Source organism: Dyella sp. (genome assembly GCF_036568765.1).
GTDB lineage: Bacteria > Pseudomonadota > Gammaproteobacteria > Xanthomonadales > Rhodanobacteraceae > GSA-30.
Genome location: NZ_DATCRY010000170.1, coordinates 1 through 2,606, shown reverse-complemented (window position 1 = coordinate 2,606; position 2,606 = coordinate 1). Strand labels below are relative to the sequence as shown.

Here is a 2,606-nt window from a genome sequence, read left to right as displayed (position 1 = left end):
AGCATGACGCGCCCTGCCGCAACACGATGTATGCCGTGCGGCATCCAGGCAACAGCCGTCCGTCGATCGAACTTACACTGGCGGCCTTGTGTGCCGCATCGGCCGGACGCTCTTTAAGTCGACGACAACGCTGCGACTTCGGAAATATCCAAATAGCGCCACTGGCCCTTGGCCAATTCGCCCAGCGAGAGCGAGCCGATCGCCACACGTACCAACCGCAGCACCTGGATGCGATGTGCCTCCAGCAGGCGGCGGATATGCCGATTGCGTCCTTCGTCCAACACAATTTCCAACCATGCGTTTTTTTCGCCCTGGCGCAATACGGTCACCTGCTTGGCGGCCAGATGTTCGCCATCGCTGATCGTGCCTGCAATAAGTTGCTGCAATAACTCGGATGTAGGCAGAGTGTCGATCTGCACGTGGTAGGTCTTGTCTACATGCCGCTCCGGTTCGGTGAGGCCGGCAGCCCAAACGCTATCGTTACTGAGCAACAACAGGCCCTCGCTGGCCCTGTCCAGTCGCCCGACCGGCCCCATCCATGGCAGCCCGGCGTCCTTGAGCAGGTCATAGACCGTGTCGCGACCACGTTCGTCCGCCGCTGTCACGACGATGCCACGCGGCTTATTGAGGGCGATATAGACACGCTTCGCCTCGGCCACCGGGCGGCCATCCAGGCAGATCCGCTGGCGCTGTGCATCGGATGGCCGTTCCGGGTCGCGTACTACCCTTCCATCCACACTCACCCGTCCCTCTCGCACCGCCTGCTCGGCCTGGCTGCGTGAGCAGACACCGAGCTTGCTCAGGACGCGGGCGAGGCCGTGGCGGGGGGCTGGGGGGCGCTGGGGACGGGGTGGCATGTGGGGATTTTAGCGGGTCGCCGTTGGGGACTCTCTGTTGGTGCGTGAGGAGTGAGAGCAAACCGTGCTTTTCTCCCTCTCCTCCCCAAAAGAAAAAGCCCGGCGCAGGGCCGGGCTTTCTCCACACTCTCTTACCGATAGTCCGATTACTGCTGGACCTGCAGTTCCGTGCGGCGGTTGCGCGCGCGGCCAGCGTCGGTGTCGTTCGAGTCGATCGGGTCGTTCTTGCCATGACCGATCGGACCTTCCAGACGGCTCGCATCGATACCGTGCGAGGTCAGGTAGTCGTACACGATCTGTGCGCGACGCTCCGACAGCTTCTGGTTGTACGCGTCCTTACCCACCGAGTCGGTGTAGCCGGCAACCGTCACCTTCACCTGCGGGTAGCGCTGCAGCGTGTCCACCGCCTGATCCAGGATCGCGATCGAGTCAGCGGTCGGCTCGGCCAGCGCCTTGCCAATCTCCGACGCCTTCACGTGGCCGATCTTCGGATAGTCGAACTTGAAGTTCACGCCGCGCAGGTCGATCACCACCTTCTGCGGGCAACCGTCCGGACCCACGATCGTACCGGCCGGGGTGTTCGGGCACTTGTCGTCGCAATCGTTCACGCCGTCGCCGTCGCTATCGAGCTTCGAGCAATCCGGTGCAGCCGGCGGCGGCGGTGCGGTCTGAGCCGCCGGAGCAGCAGCCGGTTCGCCGAAGCGCGACACGATGCTCAGGCCCAGGAACCAGTCGCCGTAGCCGTCCTGCGAACGGGCGCTGTTGACTTCCGTCTGCGACTTGTCGTCCCAGTCATAACGGTAGCCCGCTTCCACGCGGATGTCCGAGCTGTCCGTGATCGTCTTGGACACGCCAACACCCAGCTCCGCAGCCGGCGACCAGCCCTTGTCGCCACGGTCGTGGTGGTAGCTGCCCATCACGCCAGCCAGGATGTACGGGCGGAATGCGTTCCAGTCGCCGAAGTACCAGCGACCCGTCACGCCATAGTTGTTGTTCGACCAGTTGCCACCGCCCACGGCGCCATCACGGTCGCGCTTCGTGCGGTCGATGAACAGGTCGATCGACGCATTCGGCGAAATGAAACGGCCCACGCCCAGACCGTAGTACACCTGACGGCTGTTCGTGTTGCGGTCCGTATCGTTGTAATAACCACCCACGGTCGGCGCGATGTACCAGCGGCCGTCGTAGCTCGGCGTGCTCGAAGCAGCTTGGTCCTGCGCGTGAACGGCACCTACGCCGCCCAGGGCCAGGGCAATCAGAAAATACAAGCCCTTACGATTCATCAGGTGTCTCCTCGATTATTGGTTTTCGCGTCCGTTCCACCCCAGACGGAAATCGCGCGTCAGAACTCATTCGACATTTAGGAACTTATGTTGTCCCTTGCTTGACGTCCCTTACAGCAAGCGGGGCGGAGTGTAGCAAAACCGTTAAGGCCTGGACACGTCCAGGTGGCCGAATCCTTCGTCAAATTGAACTTTCGAGTGAGCTCTCGTTCAGGCAAGGATCGCATAACCATGCGCTTTTGCGCGGTTTTCACACGATTGTTGCGGTGCGGAATTCACATTCCTGGGGAGGCTTGGGGGGCCCAGAAATGAGCGAGCGTAAACCGCGCTTTTCTCCCTCTCCCCCCCAAAAGAAAAAGCCCGGCGCAGGGCCGGGCTTTCTCCACACTCTCTTACCGATAGTCCGATTACTGCTGGACCTGCAGTTCCGTGCGGCGGTTGCGCGCGCGGCCAGCGTCGGTGTCGT

At 62.2% G+C, this 2,606-nt stretch carries 2 protein-coding genes; both read right to left on the bottom strand.

The features are described 5' to 3' along the window. Positions 1–113: 113 nt before the first annotated feature. A complete protein-coding gene (locus VIM98_RS11970) occupies positions 114–857 on the bottom strand; it encodes a pseudouridine synthase (protein WP_331993340.1) in 744 nt (247 codons plus the stop codon). A 146-nt stretch (positions 858–1,003) separates the two neighbouring features. Beyond that, positions 1,004–2,140: an OmpA family protein gene (locus VIM98_RS11965; protein ID WP_331993339.1), complete on the bottom strand. Its 1,137-nt coding sequence runs from the start codon at positions 2,138–2,140 to the stop codon at positions 1,004–1,006. Positions 2,141–2,606 lie beyond the last annotated feature (466 nt).